The following is a 26,716-nucleotide window of genomic DNA, read 5'->3' on the forward strand; positions in this document are numbered from 1 at the left end:
CCAAAAGTTCATCATAAACCGATTGGTAACGCTAAGCCCTTAGTCTCCACCCAACGGGCGTTTCTGGAGGCGGCGGCCGGATCATCGAGAATGTAAATGCAAGCAGAGAGTGATTTAGTGTCCAGAACAATCCTTCCCGTATCGTCGTCTCAATCCGGCAAGATTCTGGCGAAAATGCTTCTCGGTTTCTCGCTTGCAACAGCGACCGTTACCGTCAGTTTTGAGGCGAATGCTGCCAGCGGCTCGAAATATGCCGGCATTGTCATCGACGCCAATACGGGCAATGTTCTCTACAGCGAAAACGCCGATACACTTCACTACCCTGCCTCGCTGACCAAGATGATGACGGTCTACCTGACCTTCGAAGCGCTTGAAGCGGGCCGCATTACTCTTGATACACCCGTCGTCTTCTCAAGAAACGCCGCGGCCCAGGCGCCGACAAAGCTTGGCATCGGTGCCGGTCGCTCCGTGACCGTGCGCGAGGCGATCCTCGGCATCGTCACCAAGTCCGCCAACGATGCCGCGATGGGGCTTGGCGAAATGCTCGGCGGCTCCGAAGAGGGCTTTGCCCGCATGATGAATGACAAGGCGCGTGCGCTCGGCATGACGCGCACCACCTATCGCAATCCGAACGGCCTGCCGAATACGGCGCAGATGACGACTGCGCGCGATCAGGCACGCCTCGGCATCGCACTGCGCGAACATTTTCCGCAATATTACGGCTTCTTTTCCGAGACGAGCTTTCGCCTCGGCAACCGCATTATCCCGGGGCATAACCATCTGATCGGTTCGGTGCGCGGTGTCGACGGCATCAAGACGGGCTATACGCGCGCCGCGGGATATAATCTTGCGACCTCCGTGAAGGTTGATGGACGCTCCATCGTCGGCGTCGTCTTGGGCGGCGCTTCGACGCCGGCTCGCGACAACCAGATGCGCAAGCTGATTGCTCAATACCTGCCGGAAGCCTCGACGCGACATATCGCTTCCGATGTCATTGCCCATGCATCGGCAACGTCACCGAATGTCCAGGTCGCAAGCGCCCGTTTTGGCGACGTGACCCGCGGCAAGATCAGGAATGACGAGACCGCGGAAGCAGTCGAGACGCAACAACCTTCCAGCGCGGCGGCATTTGCCGCAGTAGCGCCGAGATCCACCAATCCGCTGCTTGCGACCAAGCCTGTCCAGAGCCCCGCCTCTGACGAACTTGCGTCTATATCGGCTTCCGACAGTGCCGATGAGGACGAGATCGATACCGTTACGACCGCTTCGACATCCAAGGACGATACGAAGGTCGTGAAGCTGCAGCGGGCTGAGAAGGCGGAAAAGACAGAGAAGGTTGCAAAGGCAGGCAGGGCCGAACGCGAACCCACCGGCTGGGTCGTGCAGATCGGCATTTCCTCCAGCAAGGACGGCGCCAGCGATCTTCTCGACGCAGCCAGGAACAAGGGCGGCAAGGCATTGCGTTCCGCCAAGCCTTACACCGTCGCCTTCGATGGCGGCTATCGCGCCCGCTTCGGCGGCTTCGAAGATCAGAATGCGGCAATCAACGCCTGCAAGGCTCTCAAGCGGGCCGGCGTGAAGTGCTGGGCAAGTACGGAATAACGGTGCGGCCGCGTTTTGTGCCGCATTGTTTGAGAATTGGTCCGGTGTCCATTGAGGATGCCTGACCCCTCCGGTTCCGAATGTCATCGGGCCGGCCCTGAGTTTGTAACGTGTACGGGGATTTGAAATGGCAGTGAACGAGAACTTTCCTGGTTTCTCGCTCGATGGCGGGGGCAAGATGAAACCGAAGAGCTTTGCTCTTCATCCGCTGCATGAGGCAGCGATGCGGTTGGCAGACCTGGGTCTGAACCGTTCGCGACCGCGCAGCAAGACGAAAGACCTGATCGGCATCCTGCTTTGCCATGGAGCACGAGCCTGGCGCTATTCGCAGCCGGACGCACATATCCATCTGCACATCACCGCGCCGACTGGTCGAGCACCGGTCATGATGCGCCTGCGCTAAGCAGGCGCCTATCTTACAGCAATCCGAGTTCGGAAAGTTCCCGCCGCAGGTCGGCGGGCATTTCTGCGGCAGCGCCGAGACTGTCGAGATCGCGCGGCACATCTTCCTGCGGCAGATAGCGCCAGCCCTGGAACGGTCGGCGCGGCTGGCCGGTGGTTTCAACAACGCTCGGGTCCAGTATCAGCCGGCAGCGGTGTATCCCTTCCGCATCGGTGAAGGTCTCGATGCCGAGCAGCTTCTGCCGCGCCTGCACCTGCCCCTTGATCACCCAGTAGAGCGAGCCTCCATCCAGCAGATCGTCGACGCGCTTCGGCACCATGCGCGTAGTGTGGGTGGTATGCGGCTCGAGCCCGGCGGCGATGGCGTTCATCGCCCGCTCGGAAACCCACTCGCGCAGATCATCGATCGAGTCCGCACCCACGCATAATTTAATGAGATGCAAAGCCATAACGCCGTTGAAATCCTTTTGACGGGCAGCGTCAAGCCTCTAGATCAAGCATCCACACTCAGCATTCCACCACATTCACCGCAAGGCCACCCAGTGAGGTTTCCTTGTACTTCTCGCTCATGTCATTGCCGGTCTGGCGCATGGTTTCGATGCAGGCATCGAGCGGTACGAAATGCTGGCCGTCGCCCTTGAGGGCAAGCGAGGCGGCGGTGACAGCCTTGACGGCGCCGAGGGCATTTCGTTCGATGCAGGGCACCTGGACGAGGCCGGCGATCGGATCGCAGGTCATGCCGAGATGATGCTCCAGGGCGATTTCCGCGGCATTCTCGATTTGCGCCGGTGTTGCACCCATGACGGCGGCAAGCCCCGCAGCCGCCATCGCAGCCGCCGAACCCACCTCGCCCTGACAGCCGACTTCGGCGCCGGAAATCGAAGCATTGTGCTTGATGATGCCGCCAACGGCGGCAGCCGTCAGGAGATAGTTGCGGATGCCGTCCTGGTCCCAATCCTCATGGAAATGCTGATAGTAGCGGACCGTCGCCGGGATGACGCCGGCAGCGCCGTTGGTCGGCGCGGTCACCACGCGACCGCCGGCCGCGTTTTCCTCGTTGACCGCCATGGCGTAGACACTCAGCCAATCGTTGGCCAGCAGCGGATTGATACGATTGCTGCGCCATTCCTCCTGCAGCTTGTCGTGAATGGCGCGGGCACGGCGACGCACCTTCAGACCGCCCGGCATGATGCCGTCGACCTTGAGGCCGCGGTCAATGCAGCTGCTCATGGCGGCCCAGATGCGGTCCAAGCCTGCATCCAGATCGTCGCTGCTCATCCGCGTTTCTTCGTTGGCACGCTTCATCTGCGCGATCGACAGGCCGGAGCGTTCCGCCATTTCGAGCATCTGCTTGGCACTGGAGAAGGGGAACGGAACGCGGTCGCCCGCAGCCGCCGGCTTCTTCTTGTCCGCCTTCAGCTGTTCCAGCTCGGTATCGGTGACGACGAAGCCGCCACCCACAGAGTAGTAGATGCGCTTGACAAGCAGGCGCTCGTCTTTGTCGAAGGCGGAAAAACTCATGCCGTTGGCATGGCCCGGCAACGGCACCTTCTTGTCGAAGATAAGGTCGGTCCTGGGCTGAAACTGGTAGGCGGGATGGCCTGGCGGCGTGATGCGCCCGCTGCGCTCGACCTCGTCGATGGTGGCGTCCATCTGGTCCGGATCGACATTGTCGGGCCGCTCTCCCATCAGGCCGAGAATGACGGCCCTGCCGGTGCCGTGGCCGATACCCGTATGGGCAAGCGAGCCATGGAGGCTGACCTTGATCGAGGCAACATGCACATTCGAGGATGGGCGCGGCCATTCGTTCGACAGCACGAGATCGAGGAAACGATTCGCGGCGGACATTGGCCCCATCGTGTGTGAGCTGGACGGTCCCACACCGATCTTGAAGACATCGAAAACAGAAAGAAACATGGACCTTTGGTGCCTCCTCGGCAAATCGATTGTTGGCAAGGCTACGCTATCGGGGCAACCTTGCACGGCGATCAACCGACATCGGATTTCATGGCAGCGACATAACATATAGGCATTCGGCGAGGCAAACAGAAGGCCATTGCACGCGGCCGGAGCTGCGTTACAGTTCACATCGGATCGATGCTGGGGAATCTGCCTTTATGACGACTGCCGACTATGTCGCCCTCGCCCTTTTCATTTTTCTCTGGGTTACGCTGAACTGGATCACCAGCAGCGCCCACTTCTTCAATCGCACCAGCCTGACGCTGGCGATGAACGAGCGTCGTCGCGAATGGATCTATAACTCGCTGCGCCGCGATCTGAAGATGATCGATACGCAAATCCTCTCCGGCCTGCAGAATGGCACGGGCTTCTTTGCTTCCACCTCGATCTTCGCCATCGGCAGCTGCTTCGCGCTGCTGGGCGCCACGGACAAGATCAACGCCTTCTTCTCCGACCTCCCCTTCATTCTCAATGGCGGCCGCGCGGCCTTCGAGCTCAAGGTGGCAGGGTTGGCCTGTCTGTTCGGCTATGCCTTCTTCAAGTTCGGCTGGGCCTATCGCCTGTTCAACTACTGCACGATCCTGTTCGGTTCCCTGCCGATGGTCGAGGATGCCTTGCTCGATCCCGTGCGCGCCGAACGCGCCGCCGAGCGGGTCATCCGCATGAACGTCATTGCCGCGCGCAATTTCAATGCGGGTCTGCGGGCGATCTTCCTGTCGATCGGCTATCTCGGCTGGTTCCTCAGTCCCTACGTCTTCATGGCCACAACCATATTCATCATTGTCGTGCTGATCCGCCGGCAGTTTTTTTCCGATGCCCGTCTGGCCATCATGGATATCGATGTGCAATGACAAGGCCGCGCCGCCTTGAGCCGGCGCAAATGTTTTGAATTCATGCCCTGGAAGGACCCGCCCCATGGTCGCGATCGTCGAGAGCGCCGATGCACCCGTAAAAACGCCACGCATCGGCATTCTGGATACGGCGCGCGGCATCGCGCTTTTGGCGATGGCGAGCTATCATTTCACCTGGGATTTCGAGTATTTCGGCTATCTTGATGGCGGCACGGCGGAGACAGGCTGGTTGAAGCTCTATGCCCGCGCCATTGCCAGCACCTTCCTGTTCCTGGCTGGCTTCAGCCTTGTGCTTGCCAATACGCCCGAGATCCGCTGGCGTTCCTACTGGCGCCGCCTCGGCATGATCGTGGTCGCGGCCGTCGCGATCTCGCTCGTTACCTACTTCCTGATCGGCGCGGGATGGATCTACTTCGGGATCCTTCATTCGATCGCGGCCGCCAGCATCATCGGCCTGCTTTTCCTGCGGCTGCCGGCTTTCGCGACGCTGCTGATCGCCGCATTGCTGGCGGCGAGCATCGTCGTCGACAATGTCATTGCGCCCTTCTCGCTGCATTCGGCCGCCTTCGATACACCTTGGCTCTGGTGGGTCGGCCTGTCGGAGACGCCGCAGCAATCGAACGACTATGTGCCGCTCTTTCCGTGGCTGACGCCGTTTCTGTTCGGCCTCGGCATGGCGCAGCTGGCAATTTCCTTCGGTTGGCTGAAATGGCTGGCGAAATTCGGTCCGGGCAGCAATCTGATTGCCCGCGCCGGTCGCCACAGCCTGGCCTTCTATCTTATTCACCAGCCGCTGCTATTTGGGCTTGTCTTTCTTATATCGACCGTAGCCCCAGCCCCGCAGCAGGATCCGGCCGTCGGCTATGTCAGGCAATGCGTGGCGTCATGCACGCGATCGGGCAGTGAAGCCATGTGCCGCAGCTTCTGCCAATGCACCCTCGACAAGTTGCAGGCGCAAAATCTCTTCACGCCCCTGAATTCCGGGGCGATCAAGGCAGATAGTGATGAGCGAGTAAACCGAATCGCGATACAATGCACGGATGAAGCGCAATGACAGGGTTATTCTATGAATGCCTATCGTTCGAAGTCGCTGAGTTTTCCGTGGCCGCCGCTGATCTATAGTGGTGCGGTCCTTATCGCATTGTACCTCCAAAGGTACGATCCATTGCCCTTGCCGTTCATCTGGTCGATCATAGCATGGGCTATCGGGGCAATCCTCACGGCCTTTGCGGTGATGCTGAATGTCTGGGCCGTCAAGACGCTGGTAGAGAGGCGCACCACCGTGCTGACCCAGCGCTGCAGCACACATCTGGTGACATCAGGCCCATTTCGCTTCACCCGTAACCCGACCTATCTCGGCTATACGCTGCTGACGGCCGGGCTTGGCCTGATGATCGGCAATCTCTGGTTCGTGGCAATGGCGGCTGTCGCTGCCGCGCTGACCACACTGCTCGTCATCCGCTGCGAGGAAATGCATCTGCTATCCCGCTTCGGCTGTGAGTTCGAATTTTATTGCAAGCACACGCGACGGTGGTTTTAAAAGCGGATGGACTTGCCGTTCCGGTCGCGGAGTCCGTGGTATCAGTGATTGCCATTTCTAAAAGAGGATCGCGATCCGGCCGATCTTCGTCCTTTCGCGATAAACTAGATCCACCTCGATGGCGCTATCTCTGCCGGAGTACAGATCAAATTCACGAATGTTTTTTTGACCACGGATTCCTTCCAACCGGGTCGATGCTTTCCAGTTTGAAAAAGAACACTCTTGTTTGCCGCAGTTCACATTAACGTCGCCCGCCAAAAACTCCTTGGAATCGAGCGTCAAACTCAATTGGAAGCCGCTTTCCTTGTTATTTGCAAGCTGGCAGCGAACATGAACTTTACAAACAAATTGCCCATAAATCGCATCCTTGCCATCCAGAAGAAGGACGTACCCAACCGGAATATCAGATGTATCGATCTCGGCTGCGTAGCTACTGCCGAGGTTGGTTAAAACAGCGGCTGCGAACGCAATAAGGGCAGCCCCCAATTTTGTCGTCACGCCAATACCCCCGAAAAGAACACTTCACTTTTTACGAAGCATTCTTGCCGCAACTATGGCCGCAATGTTGGGAGTTTGCCTCTTGTGTGCAAGTGATCAGGTACCAACGCCAATATCAGCCAGTCTCCCAAGACAGGCCTCCTCGACATTGTCGAGTTCGTTGAGCGTGTCATCGATATCCTTGCGCTTCTGGCGCAACTCGTCGCGCTTCTCGTCGACGCGCTTCATCAGCAGCTTCAGCTGGCCGATCTCGCCTGGAGGCTCTTTGTAGACCTGGATGATTTCGCGGATTTCAGCGATGGTGAAGCCGATGCGGCGCCCACGCAGGATTTCCATGATCAGGCGTCGGTCGGCTGCACGGAACAAGCGCGTGCGGCCCCGGCGCTCAGGATGGATAAGGCCTTCGTCCTCGTAGAAACGCAGCGTTCGGGTGGAAACCCCGAATTCCCGCGTAAGCTCCGTTATGCTATAGTATCCGTCGACCAAGAATCCGCCCCTTATTGATGGGGACTATAATATTGACTTTTACGTAATAGTCAATTTTCACCAAAATGACATTGTTTTCGCATTCTCGTGCCGTGAATGCACGAACGGCCACACCGCAAACCCGGACAGCTAAATCCTCGCCACGAGCTCCAGCCGGCGATCTAAGCACAGATGGAACAAGGGAAAAGCTCATTATCAATAGATGGATAGATACAAAATCTAATGTACTCTATCAATCCAGAGGCCTGCAGGAATCACATCCATTCGACCTCGTATTAAAACCACTCTTCCATCTATAGGGAATTCCGTGCCGGTTCGCCCCATAATCAGCTTCCCCGATCCGCTGCTGCGAACCGCCTGCGCTCCGGTCACTGTTTTCGATGACGATCTGCGTGCCCTTGCGGCGGATCTGCTGGATACGATGCGCGCCGCACCCGGCGTTGGCATCACCGGCCCGCATGTCGGCGTGCTCAAGCGTGTGGTCGTGATAGAACTCAGCCGCGAAGACGGCGTGCGCACCTATATCAATCCGGAGATCCTCTCATCCTCGGAAGAGACCATGCGGCATATGGAGGGCAGCGTATCCATGCCTGGCATCACCGAAGAGATTGTCAGGCCGAAAGGCATCCGCTTTCGCTATCAGGATATCGACGGCGTGGCCCACGAGGCGGCGGCCGAGGATTTTCTCGCCATCTGCATCCAGCACGAAATTGACCAGATCGACGGCATCTTCTGGCTTCAGCGCCTTTCGAAGCTCAAGCGTGACCGCTTGGCGAAGAAGTGGGAAAAGATCCGGACTTGAAGCGGTCTGGAAAAACAAACGGGCGCCACGAAGGCGCCCGTTCGATCAATTCGTCCAATCCAAGGCTTAGCCCTTGAGCTTGGAGTTGCAGAGGCTGTAGTAGCCGCCGCCCTTCTGGATCCACTTCAGGCCGCCGAGCGAATTCTTGGCCTTGTTGGCGTTGTACGCGTCGACGCAGGTATGGAAACGGCCCTTGCCGGGCGTGTCGCTTGCATACTTCGGGTCGATGCTTGCCGGGAAGCTTACGCCAGCAGGGGCAGCGATCGTCGGCTTTGCCGGTTCGGTTGCCGGCGGCTTGGTGGCGTCCGGCTCGCTGGCGTCAACCTTGGCGGCTGCAGTCGTCTTTGCGGGCTTTGCCGGCGTCGTTGCAGCGGGTGCGGTCGTTGCCGGTGCGGTGGTCGTGGCGCTTGCGTCCGCGCTGCATTGCGTGGCGCGGAAGTCGTTCCACTTCTGGCCGTTCAAGGTACCAGCAGTCTTGGCAGCCTGATATTTGGCGCTGCATTCTTTCATGGTCAGCGCAGAAGCCGAAGAAGCGAGGCCTAACGAGCCTGCAACCGTAAGGGACGCGAGAGACATCAACAGGATGGCACGACTAGTCATTGGCAAATCCTCCGCTCTATGACGAATGTCGAAACTATTAATCGTATCGTCCCTACCGATTGTCAATCGACACGCGATTTCGGGGCGACGGATGACACCATATGCGGACGAATATGAACGCAGACTGTACGAAAATAGCGATCGAAAATAGTATCTTAGCCCGATCATCAATCCTTGATGGCAATTCGCGGCGGCATTGGACTCAGCCACAGGTAGGTGCAGCCCGGTACCGATATGGGACGACCTTGCTTACGATGATCTCAATCACAGATAAGGGACGCCCATGCCGCCGTCCTTCCTACTGGCACATCAGATAGGCATGCGGCACGCAGGTGCAGGCATAAGCCTGGGTCGGGCATGACAGATCCTGCAGTGTGCGATCGTCGCAATTGCATGTCACGAAGTAGGATGAATTGTTGGGCAGCTTCAGGATGCTGGAGGTCGAATAGCCGCTGCCGAGATCCGCGCGCCGATAGGTGAAGCTCGAGGCCGAATTGCCGGCGGCAGGCTTGGTATCCGCAGCGTGGATGACAGAAGGCAGTCCGATCAAGGCCACAATCAACGACGCCTTGCAGCACATCCTCAGATATCTTGCCGCGCCAGTAATATCTCTCATGTCTTTACTCCATCCGATAGACCGCCATACGGGGCCGCTTGTAGCCAGGGAGTATTTCTCGCATTTGTCCCTCGATTGCGAAGTGTTTCCCCCGCGCCGCTTGTCAATTCAATGAATTGGCGCGTCACCTTCACATGATGTCAAATCGCATCGACGGTCATGAACCGCACAGTGGCGAGAAAAATCCAAATCCCGTGTCGTTATCGAAGGCTAGCACCGTCGGCGCAGGGCCGAAAGCTTGGGTTTTCGAACAGCAGCCAATTCGCGATCACTGTTTCGCGATCCCTCATGCCGGCGCGGCTGAGAGCTCGCGTGCATTACCATAAAGTTGAAGCCTTGAAGTGTGTCGATGCCGCCCTATTCTCTTTCAGGCAGTTCCCCTCCTTATGCCCTGGATGCTCTCCCTTCCAGGGCATTTTTCTTGATAACGGCACCCCATCGCCATCGGGATTTCCTTTACCCTTGAGTATCTGGAATCCGCCAAAAAACTAAGGCGAACGAACGATTAATAGTCATTCATTAACCATTGATGGCGTACGCATCCGTGTGCCCTCAAACATCTGGAGCTATGAAATGCGTAAATTCACTCTTGCAGCTATGTTTGCCGCTTCCGCGATCGTTGCATCTGGCCAGGCATACGCGGCTCCCCGCCACCATCATAAGCCGGTTTGCCACACCGAGCACCACAAGGTGAAGGTCCACGGCAAGTGGATCGTCAAGGCCGTCAGGGTCTGCAGATAAAAACAGAGGGGCGGCGCAAGCCGCCCTTTTTTCTGAGAATCAGCACTCATAGAAAAGATATGCGCCGCTCGATTGAGCATCTGCAGCGACGAAATGACTGGCCTTGGCCCACAAATGGGCATAGTTTGGCAACATGGCTGGCAATTGAACCCGTAGGCGCCAGCAACCGAGAGCCTTGCGCTCTCGCCTGCAGAGGTCAAGGAGTTGCCCGCATGACCTCACATGACAATGGCGACAATATTCTCACCGACCAGAAACTGCATGATCTTCTCAAAGCGGAAGACGAAATGGATCGCGTGACGGAATCGAAGCAGACCATTCCGGACGAATCGGAATTGCTTCTGGATGAAGCGTCAAAGGTACTGATCTCTTAAAGGCCAAAAGGCTCAATGGCGGTCGGCTTCAATGTTGAGTCGGCCGCAACCGCGATATGAATCTCCGCGTCGTCGCACACGAAGCATCATTCATTCAAAAGAATCCGGAACAACCAGCACGAAGCTGACGTTTGGCTAATACCCATTCGATCAGGAGGCAATCTCATGCGTCATGTTGTCGGCTTTACGAAAAAGATTACCGAACAACCCTTCCACATCCTGGAGATCAGCGACCAGCCGGTTCCGTTCAGCGTCGGCCAATTCGTCAAGACGGAGCCAACAGGCAATTGGCTGCAGATCTATCAGATCGGAACAAGAATCAATGACGACCAGCTGTACACGACGGTCGTCATCGGCGATCTGCCGCCGGCCGGTGCTCTGAGCGATGGTGAAAACTGGTCGGAAGCCCCAGACTGGACTGGCGGCCGCCGGCAGTGATCTTCTGCAGTGCTAGACGGCCAATTCGTTGAGCTTGGATAAAAACAAGCCAGGAATCCTGCACTACGGCAAGCGAATTTCGGCTATCGGCCAAATCAGCCCGGTGTCCAACGCCATATCTTCTGCGGGGAGATTAAAAAAGAAAAAGCCCGCAAAAGCGGGCTTTTCTTGTAGTATTTGGTGCGGTCGAGAAGCACCGCACGATCGCTGCGAAGCCCTGAGAATAAAGGCTTTCGCGGTCCAATGGCGTCCATTTTTGGGCGCTATGAATCAGCCACTTAACGGAAAACGGTCCAACGAGTGTTCATAGGATGTTCCACAGAAATCGGTGCCTGTGGATAAGATCATTAGGGGCGTCCAAAAGCAATGCGGCGATGATCTCGGCACCCTTATCACCAAGGCGGATTGACTTCACCCCAAACCAGAACATAGTTAGAACATCAGGGCGGCGGCAAACTCAAATTCCGAGGACGAGAGATGCCCCGCGATTATCGGCTCATCAATTTCAATGGGGAGTGGCAGGTCTGCTCAAAGGCGCGTAGAGGCCACGGCGAGAGAATCGTCTGGATCTATGGCAAAGAGCGGATTTACTTCTGCGATGTGGGGAGAGAGAGTGCCGTCTATCAGCTTCCGGGGTCCGAGAAAGAAAACTTCTTCGGTGATCGCTTCAACTTTTCAATCGATGAAGTCTATGCGGAAGACGGCAGGCGCATGGAGCGCGTGGGCGGGATGAACAATGTCGTCGCGGCCCAGAGAGCATTTGCAGAGCTGCTATCGCATCATTCAAAGAGAACACGGCTGCAGCTCCGCCAGGGAGGCTTTGTCATGCGTGACGAGTTCGGGACGGATGATTATAAGGAACGCATCACAGCCAAATCTGGAGCCGATGTATAGGCAAGCCTGTATGGATGCTCTTGGTGTGTATAGGCATAGATGGGAGGGGGATTGCGAAGCCTACAGGCGGGGCGATCTGGTCGCGGGCTTCGGATCTGGCATTATCTCTGATCGAACATGGCGCTCGTCGCTGGTGGATAACGCCTGCCATTCCTCATCGAAATCAGGAATTGGCTTAGGAACGGCCACGGTGGGCCGTTCGCATACTGAAAAACCAGTATCAGGAGATCGGACAAGGCCCGATCCGTAACAGCGGGGGCAGTCGCGATCGCCGATCATCGGAATCGCAGTGAGCTAGCCAACTGCATGATGGCCTCTACGATCCAAAGGAAGGACACGCGGCCCAAATTCTCGTTCCCGATCCAAAGCTCATGAACTGGCTTGTCACCGTCCATCGTGACTTTGATCCGGATATTTGGGCCGACCATGCCGCTCATTTGATTTCGGCCCTTTCCGCAAAATAATCAACATGAATGACAAGACCAAAAATCCCAGAAACGATAGGAATGATGGCCGATCAGATCTCAACTTCCGAATGGCCTCTTGAGCCTTTTTCGACGTGGTAGGTAAAGCTTTTGATTGAACGCCCAGCCAAATAGCCATGAGCGGCATGATAGGCGTCTTGGGCAACTGGGGCGCGATGGGAGTATACTTTGACGCCGCCGATCTCCCGCTCAGTGTCATGATGAATGTGGCCCGAATGTATGTGCCGGGTCGATGAGGCAGCCCAGTCATCCTTACGGCGATTCGCCATGATCAAGGGGAGATCGGGTATCTTGGCTTTGTCGCCATGCGTGCCGCCGATAAGGTTCACGCCAAAGCGGCGCCAATAGAACGGGTCTGGAGAGGTGTCGACCTTCATCCGGTCTTGGTTTCGCCAGTACATGCGAAGAGCCTGCCGGATGCCGCTCGTGCTGTTCTCGTCGTGATTGCCGGGCTTGAAAGTCGCCTCGACGTGGCGATGCTTGGCCGCGATCAGCTCTGATGTCTCCACCAGCAGGTCACAGACGGTTTCCAGGCACTTGGAATATCGCGTGTCGACATCAAGGACGTTCCCTGATCGTTCCGTCTGATTGCGACTGTTGTCGGCATGGAGAAGGTCGCCGAGCCCGAGAATGACGGCATTAGCACTTGGAGGAGATGTTTCGACAATTTCTCGCATGGCTTCGGAGAGCACTTTGCGAGCGATGGACAGATCCCAATCGGGACCGCCAGTTTCCTTACCATAGGCAAAGAGGCCGACATGCCAATCACAGAGGATATAGGCTGTCAGACGTTCATCATCATTGTCTTTGGGAGGGAGGATATAAGGTGCCGCCGGCGTGAAATTCTCAAACGCCACACGGATAATCTGAGCAGTTTCTTCAGGGGAGCGCTCTGCCTCTTTGGTCTTTGACCATTTCAGAACTTCCCTACCCTCTGCGTCGGAAAGGATGGATTGTTCGCGTATCTGATGGCCCTTGAGAAGTTCAACCGGCGCTCCGCGGCGCGGCCTCTGCTCAACGGTCGTACCCCGAGGGCCGACATTGACCCGCGTGACCTCAAAGCCATCCATGACGTTGATGCCGGAGCCAAATACAGGCTCGGCGAGGCCGCGCTTAACGGCTTCCTTTACACGACGATCTAGCCAATTCCACTGTTTCCCGATGGAGTCGGCGGCTTCCTTATTGGTCCCATATTGGGAACGGAGTTGGGCTGCCTGGATGCATTCGGCATCGCTGAACGGAGATGTAGGCATCGCCGCACCTCAATCCTGACCGCTACGAGGGCGGCGCGCAGCGGGAATGCTTTGGAATAGACTATCTATCCTCCCTCCCAATCCCTCGATCGCTCGAAGGATTTGATCGGTGGTCTCCCGGTGCCCGGCCTTACTTATGTAGGTTTCGGCCACGTGGGTCTTATAGTTCGCCAACTCCTTGGCGTTCTCTGCCACCCTAGTTTCGACTTTCTCCACTTCGGCCCGGAAGAACTTCCACACTCCAAAAGCCACAACTATGATGGTGACAATGCCGCCTGCCACTGCGGAGAGTGTTTCCCAAGTCAAAGATACATTCATGCGCCACGCCCTTCAATCGCATGTGAAAGCCCCTCAGGGCCATATTTATGAGGAGGAGAATCGGCGCGTTCACTTAGGAACAGCCGCCTATTTGGCTTGGACCCAAACCATGGTACAAAAAGTGAACGCGCCGAAGGCTGCCAGGCCAACGACGCGTTCTAACCAAGCCAACCTTTACAGGAGGTCGAAATGGCTACGAAAATTCTATGCTCTGTCAACGGCTGCGGCAAGAATGCTCGCGGAGCTTGCGGCTGGTGCACAGCTCATTATATGCGCCATTGGAAATATGGAGATCCGCTCGCTGGGGGACCCAATCGATATCGTATGGGAGCTTTCTGTATTGTAGATGGCTGCAATAAGCAGCCGACTGCGCACGGATATTGCGTCTCACATTACAAAAGATTTTTGCGTCACGGTGATCCAACCGGTGGCGGCACATCAATGAAGGCAACATCTGCCTGGATTGAGGCGCATCGCTCCTATCAAAGTGACGAATGCCTGACTTGGCCATTCTCGTACAGCATCATCGGATACGGCACCGCATATCATAACGGAGAGTTTTCGAATGCTTCCCGCATTATGTGCATTGCTGCGCATGGAGAGCCGCCAGCGAAAGACTTTGAGGCCGCTCACGATTGCGGCCGTGGGAATCTCGGTTGCGTCAATCCTCGACACCTATCCTGGAAAACAAAAACCGAGAATGAGGCTGACAAACTAAGGCACGGCACACATAACAGAGGTGAGAATCATGGGATGGCCAAATTGTGCGCCGATGATGTTCTAGCAATTCGCTCTTCTGAAGATCTGCCAAGCGATTTGGCGATCCGCTATGGCGTCAGCCGAACCGCCATCACGAAAATCAAACGTAAGAAAAGCTGGGCATGGCTAGAGTAGATCTGCGCATCATCTAACAGATGACCACGCCAGTAGGACAAACCCCGCCAGCGTGGCTATGGATATGATGAAGCCGAGGAGATAGAGGCGAGAGATCACGAGCCGATGGGCTTCTTCGACCAATAACGGCCCCAGAGTGTGACGAGTGGCCCCGCCAGGGTCACCCCAAGGGTGACGAGCAATTCCTGCGTGCTGGCGCCGAGATTGATGCCGGCCGCAGAAGTTACAAGGCCCACGACGGTGATGATGGAACCCCACGTCACGCGGCTCTGATACCACGGCTCGTTATTGGTCGAGTGGAGGATGGCATTCACGACCGGCGTCAGGGCGTCGATGATAGCCGGTACGGCGGCAAGTTCGGCCTGAACCTTCGGATTGGCGACAGCCGAAGTCACTACCTCGGCCATCTGGGCTTTGATCTGAAGTTGAGTGTCAACCATTTTCAGGACTTCCTTCTTTGGAGCTTCAACTGGCAGCAGCGGCCGGAGCCGCATCGGTATGATTGGCCGAGTACGCCGCGAAGGCGTCGTCAAATGCCTTGTCGGTGGCGGCATCGAGCGCCTTCAGGGCGGCGAGTTGTGTCGCCGTTGAAGTCGGATTGGCGGAAACCGCGGCGATGATGTTCTCGATCGTCGGTTTGATCTCACTGTAGAACTGAGTGATGATCGGTTCGAACGACAGGATCGCCGCAACAACCTTGTTCAGCGCCGTCGAGTTCGAGATGTTCGGGATGATCGCCAGGAAGGCATTCAGCACCGTGAGGAGAATAGAGAGGTTCATGGGGGTCTGGTCTCTTAGGACTTGGTGGGGATGTTGTACTGGGCGAGGATCGCCGTCAGAGCCGAGACCGAAGTGGTGACGGCATCAACGAGCGTCGCGGGCCCGAGCGTCGCATTCGGATTGTCCACGGCGAACTGTTCCGCGGCATCACGAGCGATGCGGATCGACTTCACGGCAGGAACTATCTTGGTCCTGATCACGCTGTCATTGCAGCCGGCCGGCGATGGGTTCGGTGTGCAGTATCGAATGTAGGCGGTGGCGGCCGTCTCAGCGGCGTTCACGCTATTGCCTGCCACGATGATGGCTGACACGGGGACTTCGGTGCTGGAGAGCTTCTGCAGGGCCGCACACGAGCCGAGCGAGATCGTCATGGCGGCTACTGCCACCAAGCTAAAGATGCGCATGGGAGATGTCCTTGGATTATTGAGGAAGGAGATCCGCGATCCGCGCGGGCGGTATTAAGCCGCTAGGGCCGCGAGCGTCTTCGGGCCGGCAAAACCATCCGCCTGAAGGCCTTTAGCGCGCTGGAAGGCCAGAACGGCCGATTGGGTGCCGTAGCCGAAGATGCCATCAGGATTGCCGGGCTTATAGCCAGCGGCGATAAGGCGATGCTGAAGCTGTAGGACGGATGGTCCTCGTTCGCCGCGTTCAAGGATGCCATCTGCCATTGCAGGGTCAGGCATCGTCGCCCCCGCCCCGCCGCTGGCATAAATGCCCTGCGAAATCAGTCGAGCCTCATCCTTCCGCCGAGCAACCAACCCGGCAAGAACCTTTCCTTTTTGGGTGACTGCGGTCGAAAGCAATCGAGTTCCCGCTAGGTCATATTCTGCGGCCTTGATCGCCGTTGCCCAAGTCCACTCTAAAGCGCCGGCACCACAATTGAAGACAACCGAGGTCGCGCCATCAAAGGCAGTCTGGGGCGTCATTCGACCAGCCAGGAACTTATCGACGGCAGCGCCGTATTCTTCATCAGAGATCAGTTGTAGCACTGCATCGGATTCTGCCTTGGTCATCGTCGCGCCAGCACCAAAGGTCTGACCAGGCCGATTTTTAGCCCACCATTCGCGGAAGGACGCAGAAGCCCATGTGAAGCCGGTTCCGATGGTCCCGACGCCGCCTGGATCGGCATAATAAGACGCGGAAAAGCCTTCGTGCAGCCGGATATCGGCCGCTCCGTTAGGAGAGAGACGCATGATTCTTCCTTTTTTCGGATTTACTTAAGTGCTTTCGGCCCATTGCGTGGGGCGAAATTCCCCGTAAAAACTCTTCTGCACTCAACCGAGGAAAGACAGTTCGTCATGGCTAGGACAACCCCTAACAACAAACGCCATTCGATCATAAGCGCGCTCTCCGAAAGGCGGAATGTCATGAACGCTGTTATCCTCCGCGATATGCGGACTCGGTTTTTTAATCATGGGCTTGGATTTCTGGTGCAGTCCCTTTGGCCACTGGTGCATATGTTTGTGATTTTGGGGATGAGCGCTTCTTTGGGGAGGACCGCACCAGTTGGCGATAGCCCGATACTGTTCTTCGCGACTGGAATTATACCGGCACTGACGTTCATATACATCTCGCGGTTCATGTGCCTGTCACTCGTTCTCAACAAGCCGATGCTCGCCTTTCCGGTCGTCCGAATAACCGACATTCTCTTTGGCAGAGCGTTCCTTGAGGTGATCGCCGGCTGTATAACTCTGGCGATGGTCGTAGCGATATTCGTGTGCCTCGGTGTTGACCCTATGCCCGTCGATCTAGAGCAAGCGGTTTTGGCATACATGGCAACGATTTTGCTGGCTGTCGGCATTGGGACATTGGCAGGCGTCGCATCGCTGTTTCTTCCGGTCTTTGTCACCGTGTACGCTTTGATGGGGATCCTATTTTATTTGACGTCCGGGGCCTTGTTTGTCGCATCGAACCTGCCGGATTCAATCGCTATCCCATTGTCTTACAATCCTGTGATCCAGTGCACAGAATGGATGCGTACTGCCTATTTCGAGACCTACAGCAACCGGCTGCTGGATAAGGAATACCTCGTCGGGTTCGGTTTGGGCTCTTTGTGCCTTGGCCTTCTTATGGAAAAATTCGCCAGAGGAAAATTGCTGGAGAGCTAAGCCCGTCGCAGGATTAGGTTTCAGAGGATTGATTACCAATGGCCGCGTTATCAATAATCTCGATCAAACCAACGCCACTCACCATGTAGAATGATACAGGCTTGCCCCCGAATAAAACTGCAGGCTTAGGGGGCACGACGCAAGCGACGCGCGCTGAGCCGCCATTTTTGAAAGCCGATAGACTTTCCTCAAGATCATCAGTCTCGTAGCAGAGGTGGTAAATCAAGCCATCCTTGTGCGATGCGAGGAGCCGACCTATTGGGCCAGATCCGCTATCTGCAGGGTAAATAAGCTCCACGTCAGGCATGTTGATGTGGGTGCCCATCGCCAACATCACGTTTTGGAGAGGGTCAAACACAGCCTCTCCCAATTGATAATTGAGAGCCGTTAGGAAGCGTACCGCCTGGTCTGGTTGCCTGACCGCGAGGCCGAAATGATGAAATCGGAGGCCACACGAATCTGGCAAGCCTCGTAACGAGATACCGCCCATCAGACCATCACGCTTTCCATAGCAACCGGATCAAACGAGAATCCACCAATGTCATCATAGAAGCGTTTGATTGTGTTGAATTCAGATTTCTTCCGGCCCCTTACATAGTCGAGTGCGACGGCCGAGGCTTCTTCCGGCCTGCCTGTGCGAACAAGTAGATGAAGCATAGGAACGATAGCATTTGCCAGATCTGGCGCGAGTTTTACCCAGCGCTCAATATATGGGGCGGCGTCGGCGTATCTCCTCAGATGAAGATTGATCCAGCCAAGGACCAACTGGGAGTTACGCTGCTCACCATAGAAACCCTTGGCCATCAGCATCAATTCATCAATGCCGTCACCCTGCTTGAATTTCATCAGGTATTCATAACGCAGCAGCCAAGAATGGTAGAAACCAGGGGATAGCTCTAAAAACCGGCCAGTGGCAAAATTCGCAGTAGGCTCATCGTTCAGCGCAATCGATGCGCGGATCAACGCCAAAATAGCTTGGCTGTCATAGCCAAATTGCGCGATAATCTCATCCGATTGACGGAGTATCTTACCCCACTCCTGAGCGGATGCTAAAGCCAGAAACCCACAGTACTCGTCGTAGCCATCCCAATTGGCGCCAAGCTCCGTATAAACCTCCCGGCTGAGCGGGTGCTGCGAAGGGAAATTTATTCCTTCGCTCTTCGCTATGTCCTCTTCAACTCTTTTCCACTCAGCCTCTTCAAGACCCTCGATCTGTGATGCGATGAGCCGAAACTTGAGTGCATTCACAAAGCCGCTTGGATGCGTCACAGCGTGGAAGATGTTACGGCGAGGCGCTTCCCTTGCAATGATAGTCGCGAAGTCGATGGACGATCCAGCGTTAGCCTGGCACGCGCGAATCACCTCCATGTCTAAATCGAACAGCCGAGATACCTTCATGCCTCTGCCGTATTCCTGCTGGAAGACTTGCGGGGCCATCGCGTAGAATTGAACATGCGGGAACTTCAGAACATGATCAACATGCTCAGTGTAAGCGAAATTACCAGCTCCCGATCTCTGTGATGTCTGAGAGACCTGATATGTTTTTCGGCCGCTCTGTCGAGCTGCTTTCACTTTGGCTACAGCTTCCTGGGGGGAAAGGAATTTGCAACCAACTCCTCGATACGCAGGAATATATCCGAAATCATTTCCGACGTAGATTGCGTCCGCAAGGCCACTTCCATCAAACATCGATGCGAGATGCTGCGATAGACAGTTCCCATCAAATACAAGCAAGCTCTTCATGAATTTCACTTATTTTCGAACAAATCGAGCAACTCTCCGATGTCTTTTGCAGTCATCGTGGCACCCACATTCACCTCTTGGCCGCTGATTTCCTCAATCAGAAGCATGAGCTGAACGTGAGCGATCGAATCCCATCCAGGGATTTCCGCTGCAGACGTCTCACGTGTTACCGGCCCCAGATAATCGGGGAACTGAACGCGCACTGCTTCCTCGACCTGGTTCAGATCAATCATTTGGATTCCTCACATTTATGGCGTGTATGCATTGTTCTTGGTTTCGATTGAGGAATAGATCTGCGGCATCGCGGCCAGGAGCTCGCTGCAGTCTACGAACTCCCCATCAATCAGCGGCAAATCAAGGCTCAAAATAAAGTCTCGTGATGGCTTGTTTTTTCCGGTTTCGCGGAAGTTGACGCGAACATTTTGCGCGCCAAACATGTCAATAGCCGACTTGAGCATGGCGTGCTCAACGCGCCGACTGAATGCACGGCAGCTCAAAACCCAACCATCAATCATGCAAGACCGCCTTTCAATGCGACCAAACATCACGCCGATCTTGCCAAGCGGCCCAAACTTATCGGTGTACTCAGCTATCAAAGTGAACGCGCCGTCGTCAGCCTGGCGCCGTTTCCAGTCTGCGACATCAAACCTATCGCCATTAATATTGAACTGGTTGGTCTTATTGACCAATTCGAGTGCGCGCTTGTCGTCACCGTTCGCATCAAGGATTATCGAGATTTTGGAGCCTAATCCTTTTAGGAAATCCTCTGGTGAGGTCGTCCGCTCTTCCTCGGCCATCGTGCCGGCACTTCGGATTGATTCCAGGCGCAGCAGATCTTCGGCCGAAACACTCTCCTTATGCGTCAGATTTCGGATATCCCGGAGCATGGCATAGGCGTCAGCCGTGTTCCGCGGGAACAAGAAAGTCTTGATGTTCGGGAAGCGAGCGCGCACTTCCTCGAGCTCCATCGGGTTGTCGTCAATATAAGCCACCGAATCAGGCAGAATATTCCAGACTTCAAGGATCCTGGCCACCGAAGACGACTTTGCTTGCCAATGCGCCTCAATCGGATAGACGAACTTTTGATCAAGTAGCATATCGCTTCTTGCCAAGCCTTTTGAGACGACATCAATCTCGTTCTTGCTCGCAACGCCGATCAAAACGCCTTGCTCGCCGAGTGAGTTGAGGAGTTGCTGATATAGAGCATGGATCTGGCTATTGCCGTCCAGAAACCAATGAACGCCCTCGGGGCCGACCTCGCCAACAAGACCACGCCAAAGCGTGTCGTCCAGATCGGTGATGACGCCTTTTAGCGGCTGCTGTGGGAATGCGGCCTCAATGAGAGATTCCGCTACATTCGAGGCATGCTCGACGCCGTATGGAAAATCGGCCGCAAACTCCATACCAACGTCTCGCCGAGCGGTCTCGGGGGCCGTTCTGTCCGGATTACATATGACTACATTCGGCAAAAGAGAAATTTTGGAGAGAAAGCTTGTAAGTTTGTCGTGCAATGAAATTTCCAACGGCGACAGTTGCGAGTTGCCGGTAGAAAAGACCGGAGGCAATGAGAGCGTCGGCGGCATTACAGCGATGCGCGGGCTTTTGATCGTCTTTATTTGCTGGTAGAGGCGATCAAGTCGGCTCGCGGCAGTCGGCACCGTATCCTCTATTGCGGCCCGCTTCCAACCGCTCTGTCGACGCAATCCTAACCGGGGATCAAGGTCAGCATACTCGATCACCACCAGCGCCACGTCGGCATCTGAGTCCGCAACGCATGCCTCGATCAGGTCGCCATATTGCCCGACTTGAATGTCCCATTTGTGATCTGGGAACCTTTGAGAGGCGTACGCAAGTACAAATGTCGAAAGGTGAAGTGGGCTGAAACCGCAGGCCATATGAAGAACCTTGGACGGGCCGGCTCTTGCTTCCGAATTTCTCGCAAGCACCACTGCATCCCGTAACTTCATGAGTCCTCACATAAATATGCGTAACAACTAATAATTAAAAATATTCAACTCACAATTGACGTGCGCGCAAAATCAGTCCCGCAATTGGCCAAAGATGTCAAGTCCGACCTAGGTAAGCTCAACTAAATCGATTCCCTATAATAGGTTCGGAGCAAGGTGCCCTGCATGCCAAAACAGAGAACATCGGACCGATTAGAAACTCGTCAACGCGGTGCGCTTCCACGTATTTGCAGCAACACAGACGTATACGAAACTAGCATCCGCCTGAATGGTGCCTTGCGTACAAGTTGCGGTCGATGATGCCGGCGTTGCCAATGGCTGGACAATCGATGCCTGTGCTAGTATTCCCCCCGCGTCCGATATCTGAACTTTAGGGGCGCCTGCTACTCGGTAATTCAAGAATCCTGACGTAAAATCGAGCGTCCTGTCATTGGTGCCGGTGAACGATATACGCTGCCCCTGAGCCATTAGGATAGCAGCCCCGCCAAATGAAAACGTCGCATTCGTCGTGTCGATAGCGGCGTCGAAATCAGTTGGCGACGACGCCGCGCCAAATACCAATCCTCGCGATACGCGGGCATGACCGACATCAGCTACTTGGCCTACGACACGAATACCAGTCCCGAGCGTCATATTGGCGCCACTGTACACACCTCCTGCTGACGGGCGGGATGCAACGACATCCAATCCGACGCGCGCCTTATTAGCGTCGGTTCCATTGCCGGAAACTATTTGTTCTATGCCAATGCGCGGTGCGGATGGATCGGCCACGCCGGTAAAGTCCACCGTTTCATTAGCGAGTGACCAAATGGAACCGTCACTATTGCCTTGAGCGACAAACCGTCCCGCCGTGTTTTGCGCGCCAGTAGAAAACGTCGCGTAGTTTTTGAGAATGGAAAGGAAACCATCCTCATAATTTGCATTGCCCGCCGATGTCAGATTTATCGCGCGCAACGCGGCATTTTCAAATCCAGCGGTTCCACCGGTATATGTGCTGATGCGTTGAAATGAAAAAGATGCGGCTTGATTGGGAGTGTTAGTTGTTTCCTGGGCGATGAGGTTGTTGCAATATGTCGGCGTGGCGCTGCTTGCCGTTGTATTGCACAAAAGGGAAAAGGGAGGCGCATTTCCTAGACGAGCCAAATTGAGCGTGCCGGAGTTGATCTGGCTGGCGTCGATGCTCTTGTTCGTCACCACCGCAGGCGTGGCCGCACCGAGAAGCGTATCGGTCGCAGCGGGAAGCGTAAGTGTTCCAGAGGCAGTTGCGGAAGGCTGAAGTATTGTCGTTCCCGACGTAGACCCGTTGAAAGACGCCCCATTGGTGATGACAGGTGCCGGGAGTGTCTTATTCGGAATCGTCTGGATATCTGTGGTGCCGACGATCGCCCCGGATGGCAGCGGCTTCCCACCATCAGTGATCAAATTTCCACTCGCGCCCCAAGCGGCAACATTCCCCGTCGCTGGAGACGTGCTGCCGGGCTTGAGGAAATCTGTTACCGGTTCGCGGCCAACAAGGCCTCCGCCGTCATGCCCAAGGACATGCGTAAGCGTCCGGATTGGCAACTGCTCGATGGCGCCGCTGGTCGTCTGGGCATATGTGCTGGATGCGATCGCACACACGGCGGCAATGCCAAGCAAAAGCTTGTTCAGCTTCATCATTTTTTCCTATTTTCAGAGATCAGCCTAAGTTCAGAGCTTTGACGCTTCCTCAGCCGCCTTCGATTGGTCGACGCCCATCTTGGCTAGGACCCACAGGCGAAATTGGCGGTCAGATATCGATGATATGTCGGGAGAGACTGTGGGCTCAGGTGCTTTAAGAGCTGCAGCAAGATCAGCAGCCGAGGGCTCTTTGACTGAAAGACTCTTGTCCCATTTCGTGATCGAGAAATTTCCATCAATGTCGCGTTCAATCACGACAAGCGGATTTACGATGGAAAAAAGTTCATCCTGCGTTTTGCCCGTGATTTGGGCGATATAGCTCGAGAGCTGCATGGTAGGTCTGCCCTAGTTGATGAGGGTTATGGCAAAGAGAACGTTCGATACGTTGGACGACGAATAGTTCGCGGATGCGCCGGACGAAGAGTAAAGAGAGAGAACGTCGCCAGCGGCAACGTTGACGATACCTCCGTAGTATTGGGTCGCTCCTGTGGTAGTCGCGCCAGGTGCGTAGTTGCCATCGCCGCTCGATGCACCTGGCACAGCGCCACCATTTTGGCGAAGCTGAACGGATGAAGCGATATTTGAGGCGCCTGAGATCGTGACGCTTGTCGTCACAGATCCTGAGACGAAATAGCTGCCGGCGCGGCTGAAGGTGAAATTCGATGATGTGTAGGTACCAAAACTGGTCGAGCCTCCAGCGGTAGCAAAATTGACCTGAGCCAAGATGTTATTTGCAAGCCCCTGTGTCGCAGGATTGATGACTGAAAAAGCAGCGGTAATTGATCGATTGCCGCCAACAACACGGACATTCGTGCCATCACACTCCATCTGGAGAAAGTTTCCAGCTTGCCAAAAACCCGGAGTGATTGGCGCGCCGTTTAGATCTGTGACAGCCACATTCCCCAATCCGTTCACGTTAATCGTGGCAGGCCCGGTGGCGGTGTTCGCCACTTGCACCTCGAAACTCAAGAACTTTCTGTAGGCCGCTGGCGGAGGGGAGAGCGTCACAACGAGTGCCGTCGCCGAACCAGTATCAACGGCTGAATTATACTGACTGTATTGTATAGCCGCAGGGATCTGGCCAAGTGTCGGGAAATACGGAGCACTATTTAGAAGGGCAATGTTCCCCGACGTAATGGTCATTTGACCGTTGGCAACAGTGATGACGTAGATGCCAGTGAACCCAACATCTGGTGATGGCGTGGTCTGTGATCCGGTGGGAGCCGGCGCGCCGGCTTTGAGCTGAATGACGCAATTGTCCTGGCGCTGCGTATTCTGCGCTGTCCCAGAGTTGTTCGGGCCACTCCATGCCACAGAAGGATCAGCTGCATTATAATATGGCAGCGTTAGTGAAGCCGCGTCAACTTCCGCGAAGGCGACTTGTACGAGGTAGTTTTGGGATTGGCCTACTGTCGCTGGCGGCGTGATAGTCAGCGTTTGGGAAGACGCCGATATTCCTTGCTTAACAAACTGATTGCTGTCGGTCCCGAGAGAGCCATATGCGGCGCTGTCAACAGTCTGCAGGCTATAGATCGCCCCTGGCGCAACGTTCACTTGCAAAGAGGCTGGGACCGTCGGCGTTACCGCAAGCCCCGAAACGGCGGTGCTTGTGCCGATGGCAGATTCCGCAAGCCAACCAACGCCATAGTAGGCATTCTTGCTGGTGTTGAGCAAATCCGTGTCGAGCGGAATTTGCCCTGGATAGACAATGTGTCTGCGCAAGGTTTCTCTCCAATGAGAAAAGCCGCGTAAGCGGCACTATTTGGGATGGGAACGGTTAGATTTTGCCGTAGAGGTAGGTGTAGCCGATGCCTGGAACCTGGCCGCTCAACTGGATGAGTGACGATCCGGTGTTCCCAAACAGGAACATGTAGCCAACCGGAGGAGCACTCGCGCCGTCATCGATGCGAACCCAAGCCGTTACGCCAGCCGCTCGCACATTATTGATGGCAGCATAGATGTCGGCATCTGTGACGGTCCCTTGGATCATGTCCAGATTGCCGTATTCGAAGGTCGAGGGTGTTGAGTAGCCGCCGGCTGGACCGCCGTAACCGATCACATTGGGAATTCCGCCAGTCGGCGCTCTATGCACTGTAATCAGCATCTCGTAGGGCATCAGAAGCGAGCCGTAGCCACCAGCGCTGTTATAGGCGAGCCCGTAGCCCCTACCATCACCTGTTAGCCCGGGAGCATAGCCCCCTGTATCGATCGGGCGCGCCGGTTCGAATATATCGGGCGCTATGCCAGTCAGGCCGGTCAGAACATTAATGATGGCTTGTCGGGTGTTTCTGGGGCGAAAGAGTTCTGCGATGATTGCTGATCGGAACGCATCGTCCGTTCGTGAGCCGCGCTGCATACGGCGCCCGAAGAAGTCGAAGGCGATGAGATCAAGCCATCCATCGGTCGCCGTCAGGATGCGCGTCTGCGCCTTGGCATAGATAATGAGCCCGTAGATCCATGACGCAACATTGGCGAAGGCTGCCAAGATGCCATCAAGGATTGGGGATGAGCTCGGAAACCATGCCGGAAGTGTAGCCTTGATGCGGCTAATGAAATCGTCCTGGTCGCCTATCGCCATCAGTCGATCGCCACTGTGCCGGATTTTATGGTTTGGACCGCAGTAGCCACTAGATCGGTGGTTCCACTGTTAAGGGTCAGGCTGGAGACAGTCGCGACGCCCGGGGATGCATCATAGATGACCTGAGCAAGCCGCGTGTAAGAGAGAGTGACGCCGATCCCGAGCGTATTGATATAGTTGGTGACAACCTGGCCGACCGCGCCCTTCACGGCTGCTGGGTCATACCCTAATACGACGCCGACGATAGCGCTCACATTCGCTGTCACAACAGTCGGGGGGAACACACCAAACGTGATGCTTGCCGCTCTGTAGGCATCCACCGCATGATAGACACTTGTCAAAAGCGAGGATGGGGGAGAACCGGTCCCGTCATCCACAATGATTGTCAGGTTGCCGCGCTGAGTCTGCAGCGAGAAGTTCACATTCTCCAAAATGCTCGACTTGATGCCAAGCTGAACATTCGAGATTGCGAACTGGATCGCAGCCACAGTTCCGCGGGCCAGAGATGCGAGGTAGTTGACGAAGCGGGCACGGTAAGCGCCGTCGCTCTCACCATCAGTGCCCCCCGTAAAGGCGGCGGTATTGTTGACTGTATCGACGCCAATGATCGCATCCAGGATCAAGGTGACCGTATTTGCCTGGACATTGCTTCCTGATGAAGCCGTCTGAGCCGCAACTGGGACTGTCACGCTGGCTACAGTCGCCGGGAGTATATACCCGCCAGACGAGGCGCTGTAAGCTGCGTTGGTGGTGTCAACGGTCACCACGAAGGTCTGCGTGAAGTCTGAAGTCTGGACCCTCGAACCGATCGGGATCAGCGCCGAAGTAGTGGGCGTGAACCGTGAATAGGTGACGCTGCCAACGGCTGCGGTCGATGCGAGACGTGTCAGGCCATAGTCGGCCATCCACGAATCCAAATCAGACCCAGAAGATGTCGCAGCTCGAGTAAGCGCAAGCACCTGGAGGATGAGGCTTTGAAGCCAAAGTCCTACCCCACCATTGGACTCTATAATCGATCGAAGAACCGAACCGATCGTGAAGTCTATGAGGGAATTGGCCTTCGACTGGACAGCCGTCGCCTGATCCCGCACCAGAGTGGTGAAGGACTTAATATTCAACGTTGCCATA

At 55.7% G+C, this 26,716-nt stretch carries 32 protein-coding genes; 12 read left to right on the forward strand and 20 right to left on the reverse strand.

Annotated features, from left to right (window positions below):
* Window positions 1–96 precede the first annotated feature (96 nt).
* Together A6U86_RS05265 and A6U86_RS05270 are read left to right on the forward strand one after the other, a co-directional pair.
* Complete coding sequence (locus A6U86_RS05265) at window positions 97–1,602, forward strand: D-alanyl-D-alanine carboxypeptidase (protein WP_083196721.1); 1,506 nt, start codon at window positions 97–99, stop codon at window positions 1,600–1,602.
* A gap of 127 nt (window positions 1,603–1,729) precedes the next feature.
* Window positions 1,730–2,005: a hypothetical protein gene (locus A6U86_RS05270; protein ID WP_068386849.1), complete on the forward strand. Its 276-nt coding sequence runs from the start codon at window positions 1,730–1,732 to the stop codon at window positions 2,003–2,005.
* Window positions 2,006–2,018: 13 nt separating this feature from the next.
* Here A6U86_RS05270 and A6U86_RS05275 read toward each other — a convergent pair whose 3' ends face one another.
* A complete protein-coding gene (locus A6U86_RS05275) occupies window positions 2,019–2,453 on the reverse strand; it encodes a DUF1489 family protein (protein ID WP_068386852.1) in 435 nt (144 codons plus the stop codon).
* Window positions 2,454–2,511: 58 nt separating this feature from the next.
* On the reverse strand, window positions 2,512–3,921 hold the full coding sequence (locus tag A6U86_RS05280) for an L-serine ammonia-lyase (protein ID WP_068386854.1): 1,410 nt from the start codon (window positions 3,919–3,921) through the stop codon (window positions 2,512–2,514).
* A gap of 200 nt (window positions 3,922–4,121) precedes the next feature.
* Between A6U86_RS05280 and A6U86_RS05285 the strand changes: the two genes are divergently transcribed.
* From A6U86_RS05285 to A6U86_RS05295, 3 genes are all read left to right on the forward strand, one after another.
* Window positions 4,122–4,814 carry a DUF599 domain-containing protein gene (locus tag A6U86_RS05285; RefSeq protein ID WP_068386857.1) on the forward strand — a complete coding sequence of 231 codons (693 nt, stop codon included), beginning with the start codon at window positions 4,122–4,124 and terminating at the stop codon, window positions 4,812–4,814.
* 64 nt (window positions 4,815–4,878) lie between these two features.
* Window positions 4,879–5,868, forward strand: coding sequence for a DUF1624 domain-containing protein (locus A6U86_RS05290; RefSeq protein ID WP_068386860.1), 990 nt, complete (start codon window positions 4,879–4,881; stop codon window positions 5,866–5,868).
* A 12-nt stretch (window positions 5,869–5,880) separates the two neighbouring features.
* Window positions 5,881–6,354: an isoprenylcysteine carboxylmethyltransferase family protein gene (locus A6U86_RS05295; protein ID WP_068386863.1), complete on the forward strand. Its 474-nt coding sequence runs from the start codon at window positions 5,881–5,883 to the stop codon at window positions 6,352–6,354.
* Window positions 6,355–6,411: 57 nt separating this feature from the next.
* Here the strand turns inward: A6U86_RS05295 and A6U86_RS05300 are convergent, their stop codons facing one another.
* Complete coding sequence (locus A6U86_RS05300; protein ID WP_141683628.1) at window positions 6,412–6,852, reverse strand: hypothetical protein; 441 nt, start codon at window positions 6,850–6,852, stop codon at window positions 6,412–6,414.
* Between the two features lie 96 nt (window positions 6,853–6,948).
* Window positions 6,949–7,338 carry a MerR family DNA-binding transcriptional regulator gene (locus A6U86_RS05305; protein ID WP_034480869.1) on the reverse strand — a complete coding sequence of 130 codons (390 nt, stop codon included), beginning with the start codon at window positions 7,336–7,338 and terminating at the stop codon, window positions 6,949–6,951.
* 307 nt (window positions 7,339–7,645) lie between these two features.
* Here A6U86_RS05305 and A6U86_RS05310 point away from each other — a divergent pair, with 307 nt between their 5' ends.
* A complete protein-coding gene (locus A6U86_RS05310) occupies window positions 7,646–8,140 on the forward strand; it encodes a peptide deformylase (protein WP_068386868.1) in 495 nt (164 codons plus the stop codon).
* A 66-nt stretch (window positions 8,141–8,206) separates the two neighbouring features.
* Here A6U86_RS05310 and A6U86_RS05315 read toward each other — a convergent pair whose 3' ends face one another.
* Window positions 8,207–8,740, reverse strand: a complete 534-nt coding sequence (locus tag A6U86_RS05315) for a hypothetical protein (RefSeq protein WP_068386871.1) — start codon at window positions 8,738–8,740, stop codon at window positions 8,207–8,209.
* Window positions 8,741–9,038: 298 nt separating this feature from the next.
* Window positions 9,039–9,356 carry a hypothetical protein gene (locus tag A6U86_RS05320; protein ID WP_141683629.1) on the reverse strand — a complete coding sequence of 106 codons (318 nt, stop codon included), beginning with the start codon at window positions 9,354–9,356 and terminating at the stop codon, window positions 9,039–9,041.
* A gap of 573 nt (window positions 9,357–9,929) precedes the next feature.
* Between A6U86_RS05320 and A6U86_RS35560 the strand changes: the two genes are divergently transcribed.
* The 4 genes from A6U86_RS35560 to A6U86_RS05330 all read left to right on the forward strand — a co-directional run bounded on the left by A6U86_RS35560 (window position 9,930) and on the right by A6U86_RS05330 (window position 11,803).
* On the forward strand, window positions 9,930–10,097 hold the full coding sequence (locus tag A6U86_RS35560) for a hypothetical protein (protein WP_198929022.1): 168 nt from the start codon (window positions 9,930–9,932) through the stop codon (window positions 10,095–10,097).
* 212 nt (window positions 10,098–10,309) lie between these two features.
* A complete protein-coding gene (locus tag A6U86_RS35395; RefSeq protein WP_158008728.1) occupies window positions 10,310–10,471 on the forward strand; it encodes a hypothetical protein in 162 nt (53 codons plus the stop codon).
* Between the two features lie 165 nt (window positions 10,472–10,636).
* Window positions 10,637–10,909, forward strand: coding sequence for a hypothetical protein (locus tag A6U86_RS05325; RefSeq protein ID WP_068386877.1), 273 nt, complete (start codon window positions 10,637–10,639; stop codon window positions 10,907–10,909).
* Between the two features lie 477 nt (window positions 10,910–11,386).
* Entirely contained in the window at window positions 11,387–11,803 is a 417-nt protein-coding gene (locus tag A6U86_RS05330) for a hypothetical protein (RefSeq protein ID WP_068386880.1), read from the forward strand.
* Between the two features lie 517 nt (window positions 11,804–12,320).
* On the opposite strand, the gene A6U86_RS05335 is transcribed toward A6U86_RS05330, so the two are convergent.
* Window positions 12,321–13,541, reverse strand: a complete 1,221-nt coding sequence (locus tag A6U86_RS05335) for a hypothetical protein (protein WP_068386885.1) — start codon at window positions 13,539–13,541, stop codon at window positions 12,321–12,323.
* 507 nt (window positions 13,542–14,048) lie between these two features.
* Here A6U86_RS05335 and A6U86_RS35120 point away from each other — a divergent pair.
* Window positions 14,049–14,753, forward strand: a complete 705-nt coding sequence (locus A6U86_RS35120; protein WP_141683630.1) for a hypothetical protein — start codon at window positions 14,049–14,051, stop codon at window positions 14,751–14,753.
* Window positions 14,754–14,848: 95 nt separating this feature from the next.
* Here A6U86_RS35120 and A6U86_RS05350 read toward each other — a convergent pair whose 3' ends face one another.
* The 4 genes from A6U86_RS05350 to A6U86_RS05365 are packed head-to-tail and all read right to left on the reverse strand — an operon-like array spanning window position 14,849 to window position 16,546.
* Complete coding sequence (locus A6U86_RS05350) at window positions 14,849–15,193, reverse strand: hypothetical protein (RefSeq protein ID WP_141683631.1); 345 nt, start codon at window positions 15,191–15,193, stop codon at window positions 14,849–14,851.
* Window positions 15,194–15,218: 25 nt separating this feature from the next.
* Window positions 15,219–15,533: a hypothetical protein gene (locus A6U86_RS05355; RefSeq protein WP_068386897.1), complete on the reverse strand. Its 315-nt coding sequence runs from the start codon at window positions 15,531–15,533 to the stop codon at window positions 15,219–15,221.
* A gap of 14 nt (window positions 15,534–15,547) precedes the next feature.
* Window positions 15,548–15,937, reverse strand: coding sequence for a hypothetical protein (locus A6U86_RS05360; RefSeq protein ID WP_068386900.1), 390 nt, complete (start codon window positions 15,935–15,937; stop codon window positions 15,548–15,550).
* A gap of 54 nt (window positions 15,938–15,991) precedes the next feature.
* Window positions 15,992–16,546 carry a peptidoglycan-binding protein gene (locus A6U86_RS05365; RefSeq protein ID WP_158008729.1) on the reverse strand — a complete coding sequence of 185 codons (555 nt, stop codon included), beginning with the start codon at window positions 16,544–16,546 and terminating at the stop codon, window positions 15,992–15,994.
* A gap of 354 nt (window positions 16,547–16,900) precedes the next feature.
* Between A6U86_RS05365 and A6U86_RS05370 the strand changes: the two genes are divergently transcribed.
* The gene (locus tag A6U86_RS05370) at window positions 16,901–17,641 is read left to right on the forward strand and encodes an ABC transporter permease (protein WP_068387939.1); all 741 of its coding nucleotides are present in this window, start codon (window positions 16,901–16,903) and stop codon (window positions 17,639–17,641) included.
* 13 nt (window positions 17,642–17,654) lie between these two features.
* Here A6U86_RS05370 and A6U86_RS05375 read toward each other — a convergent pair whose 3' ends face one another.
* The 9 genes from A6U86_RS05375 to A6U86_RS05415 all read right to left on the reverse strand — a co-directional run bounded on the left by A6U86_RS05375 (window position 17,655) and on the right by A6U86_RS05415 (window position 26,715).
* Window positions 17,655–18,131 (reverse strand): VOC family protein, encoded by a 477-nt coding sequence (locus A6U86_RS05375; protein ID WP_068386905.1) that lies wholly within the window; start codon window positions 18,129–18,131, stop codon window positions 17,655–17,657.
* Window positions 18,131–19,384: a hypothetical protein gene (locus A6U86_RS05380; protein WP_068386908.1), complete on the reverse strand. Its 1,254-nt coding sequence runs from the start codon at window positions 19,382–19,384 to the stop codon at window positions 18,131–18,133. Before A6U86_RS05380 ends, A6U86_RS05375 begins: the two co-directional genes overlap by 1 nt.
* Window positions 19,385–19,389: 5 nt before the next feature.
* Window positions 19,390–19,617, reverse strand: a complete 228-nt coding sequence (locus tag A6U86_RS05385) for a hypothetical protein (RefSeq protein WP_068386913.1) — start codon at window positions 19,615–19,617, stop codon at window positions 19,390–19,392.
* Between the two features lie 15 nt (window positions 19,618–19,632).
* Window positions 19,633–21,351, reverse strand: a complete 1,719-nt coding sequence (locus A6U86_RS05390) for an HAD-IIIC family phosphatase (RefSeq protein WP_083196722.1) — start codon at window positions 21,349–21,351, stop codon at window positions 19,633–19,635.
* A 192-nt stretch (window positions 21,352–21,543) separates the two neighbouring features.
* Complete coding sequence (locus A6U86_RS05395; RefSeq protein WP_141683632.1) at window positions 21,544–23,010, reverse strand: hypothetical protein; 1,467 nt, start codon at window positions 23,008–23,010, stop codon at window positions 21,544–21,546.
* 30 nt (window positions 23,011–23,040) lie between these two features.
* Window positions 23,041–23,343 carry a hypothetical protein gene (locus A6U86_RS05400; RefSeq protein WP_068386922.1) on the reverse strand — a complete coding sequence of 101 codons (303 nt, stop codon included), beginning with the start codon at window positions 23,341–23,343 and terminating at the stop codon, window positions 23,041–23,043.
* A 12-nt stretch (window positions 23,344–23,355) separates the two neighbouring features.
* Complete coding sequence (locus A6U86_RS05405; RefSeq protein ID WP_068386925.1) at window positions 23,356–24,732, reverse strand: hypothetical protein; 1,377 nt, start codon at window positions 24,730–24,732, stop codon at window positions 23,356–23,358.
* 55 nt (window positions 24,733–24,787) lie between these two features.
* Window positions 24,788–25,588, reverse strand: a complete 801-nt coding sequence (locus tag A6U86_RS05410; RefSeq protein WP_198929023.1) for a hypothetical protein — start codon at window positions 25,586–25,588, stop codon at window positions 24,788–24,790.
* Window positions 25,588–26,715, reverse strand: a complete 1,128-nt coding sequence (locus tag A6U86_RS05415; RefSeq protein WP_068386928.1) for a baseplate J/gp47 family protein — start codon at window positions 26,713–26,715, stop codon at window positions 25,588–25,590. Before A6U86_RS05415 ends, A6U86_RS05410 begins: the two co-directional genes overlap by 1 nt.
* Window position 26,716 lies beyond the last annotated feature (1 nt).

This window comes from Rhizobium sp. AC27/96 (assembly GCF_001692325.1).
In the GTDB taxonomy this organism is placed as follows: domain Bacteria; phylum Pseudomonadota; class Alphaproteobacteria; order Rhizobiales; family Rhizobiaceae; genus Rhizobium.

Coding starts and splice junctions, on each gene's coding strand:
- A6U86_RS35120 (WP_141683630.1), top strand. CDS start 14,049: ATGGCTACGAAAATTCTATGCTCTGTCAACGGCTGCGGCAAGAATGCT.
- A6U86_RS05365 (WP_158008729.1), bottom strand. CDS start 16,546: ATGACCAAGGCAGAATCCGATGCAGTGCTACAACTGATCTCTGATGAA.
- A6U86_RS05325 (WP_068386877.1), top strand. CDS start 10,637: ATGCGTCATGTTGTCGGCTTTACGAAAAAGATTACCGAACAACCCTTC.
- A6U86_RS05280 (WP_068386854.1), bottom strand. CDS start 3,921: ATGTTTCTTTCTGTTTTCGATGTCTTCAAGATCGGTGTGGGACCGTCC.
- A6U86_RS05330 (WP_068386880.1), top strand. CDS start 11,387: ATGCCCCGCGATTATCGGCTCATCAATTTCAATGGGGAGTGGCAGGTC.
- A6U86_RS35395 (WP_158008728.1), top strand. CDS start 10,310: ATGACCTCACATGACAATGGCGACAATATTCTCACCGACCAGAAACTG.
- A6U86_RS05375 (WP_068386905.1), bottom strand. CDS start 18,131: ATGGGCGGTATCTCGTTACGAGGCTTGCCAGATTCGTGTGGCCTCCGA.
- A6U86_RS05315 (WP_068386871.1), bottom strand. CDS start 8,740: ATGACTAGTCGTGCCATCCTGTTGATGTCTCTCGCGTCCCTTACGGTT.
- A6U86_RS05360 (WP_068386900.1), bottom strand. CDS start 15,937: ATGCGCATCTTTAGCTTGGTGGCAGTAGCCGCCATGACGATCTCGCTC.
- A6U86_RS05295 (WP_068386863.1), top strand. CDS start 5,881: ATGAATGCCTATCGTTCGAAGTCGCTGAGTTTTCCGTGGCCGCCGCTG.
- A6U86_RS05385 (WP_068386913.1), bottom strand. CDS start 19,617: ATGATTGATCTGAACCAGGTCGAGGAAGCAGTGCGCGTTCAGTTCCCC.
- A6U86_RS05380 (WP_068386908.1), bottom strand. CDS start 19,384: ATGAAGAGCTTGCTTGTATTTGATGGGAACTGTCTATCGCAGCATCTC.
- A6U86_RS05290 (WP_068386860.1), top strand. CDS start 4,879: ATGGTCGCGATCGTCGAGAGCGCCGATGCACCCGTAAAAACGCCACGC.
- A6U86_RS05350 (WP_141683631.1), bottom strand. CDS start 15,193: ATGGTTGACACTCAACTTCAGATCAAAGCCCAGATGGCCGAGGTAGTG.
- A6U86_RS05355 (WP_068386897.1), bottom strand. CDS start 15,533: ATGAACCTCTCTATTCTCCTCACGGTGCTGAATGCCTTCCTGGCGATC.
- A6U86_RS05285 (WP_068386857.1), top strand. CDS start 4,122: ATGACGACTGCCGACTATGTCGCCCTCGCCCTTTTCATTTTTCTCTGG.
- A6U86_RS05390 (WP_083196722.1), bottom strand. CDS start 21,351: ATGAAGTTACGGGATGCAGTGGTGCTTGCGAGAAATTCGGAAGCAAGA.
- A6U86_RS05265 (WP_083196721.1), top strand. CDS start 97: ATGCAAGCAGAGAGTGATTTAGTGTCCAGAACAATCCTTCCCGTATCG.
- A6U86_RS05320 (WP_141683629.1), bottom strand. CDS start 9,356: ATGAGAGATATTACTGGCGCGGCAAGATATCTGAGGATGTGCTGCAAG.
- A6U86_RS05415 (WP_068386928.1), bottom strand. CDS start 26,715: ATGGCAACGTTGAATATTAAGTCCTTCACCACTCTGGTGCGGGATCAG.
- A6U86_RS05395 (WP_141683632.1), bottom strand. CDS start 23,010: ATGATGAAGCTGAACAAGCTTTTGCTTGGCATTGCCGCCGTGTGTGCG.
- A6U86_RS05370 (WP_068387939.1), top strand. CDS start 16,901: ATGAACGCTGTTATCCTCCGCGATATGCGGACTCGGTTTTTTAATCAT.
- A6U86_RS05400 (WP_068386922.1), bottom strand. CDS start 23,343: ATGCAGCTCTCGAGCTATATCGCCCAAATCACGGGCAAAACGCAGGAT.
- A6U86_RS05410 (WP_198929023.1), bottom strand. CDS start 25,588: ATGGCGATAGGCGACCAGGACGATTTCATTAGCCGCATCAAGGCTACA.
- A6U86_RS35560 (WP_198929022.1), top strand. CDS start 9,930: ATGCGTAAATTCACTCTTGCAGCTATGTTTGCCGCTTCCGCGATCGTT.
- A6U86_RS05270 (WP_068386849.1), top strand. CDS start 1,730: ATGGCAGTGAACGAGAACTTTCCTGGTTTCTCGCTCGATGGCGGGGGC.
- A6U86_RS05335 (WP_068386885.1), bottom strand. CDS start 13,541: ATGCCTACATCTCCGTTCAGCGATGCCGAATGCATCCAGGCAGCCCAA.
- A6U86_RS05275 (WP_068386852.1), bottom strand. CDS start 2,453: ATGGCTTTGCATCTCATTAAATTATGCGTGGGTGCGGACTCGATCGAT.